Here is a 295-nt window from a genome sequence, read left to right as displayed (position 1 = left end):
TAATGCGCCCGTGCAGGCCGCCACTGGACGCCCGCTAATCGGCAACGGCGCCAACGGCGCCCCCGGCACCGGACAAGACGGCGCCCCCGGCGGCTGGTTGCTCGGCAACGGCGGGACCGGTGGCTCCGGCGCGGCCGGCCAAAAAGGCGGCAACGGCGGAGCCGCCGGACTGCTGGGCACCGGCGGCGCCGGCGGGGCCGGCGGCAGTACCGGGATAGGGACGGGCGGCGCCGGCGGGACCGGCGGTGCCGGCGGATGGTTGTTGGGCAACGGCGGAACCGGCGGGGCCGGTGGG

The 295-nt window shown here is 78.6% G+C and carries 1 pseudogene; it reads left to right on the top strand.

Annotated features, from left to right (window positions below):
* Positions 1 to 214, top strand: a pseudogene (locus F0Q45_RS30430) (PGRS repeat-containing protein); the annotation flags it as partial.
* Between the last annotated feature and the right edge of the window lie 81 nt (positions 215 to 295).

This window comes from Mycobacterium simiae, assembly GCF_008370645.1.
Taxonomy (GTDB): domain Bacteria; phylum Actinomycetota; class Actinomycetes; order Mycobacteriales; family Mycobacteriaceae; genus Mycobacterium; species Mycobacterium simiae_A.
Note: the sequence above shows the minus strand (reverse complement) of the source record. Positions and strands in the feature narration are given on the sequence as shown.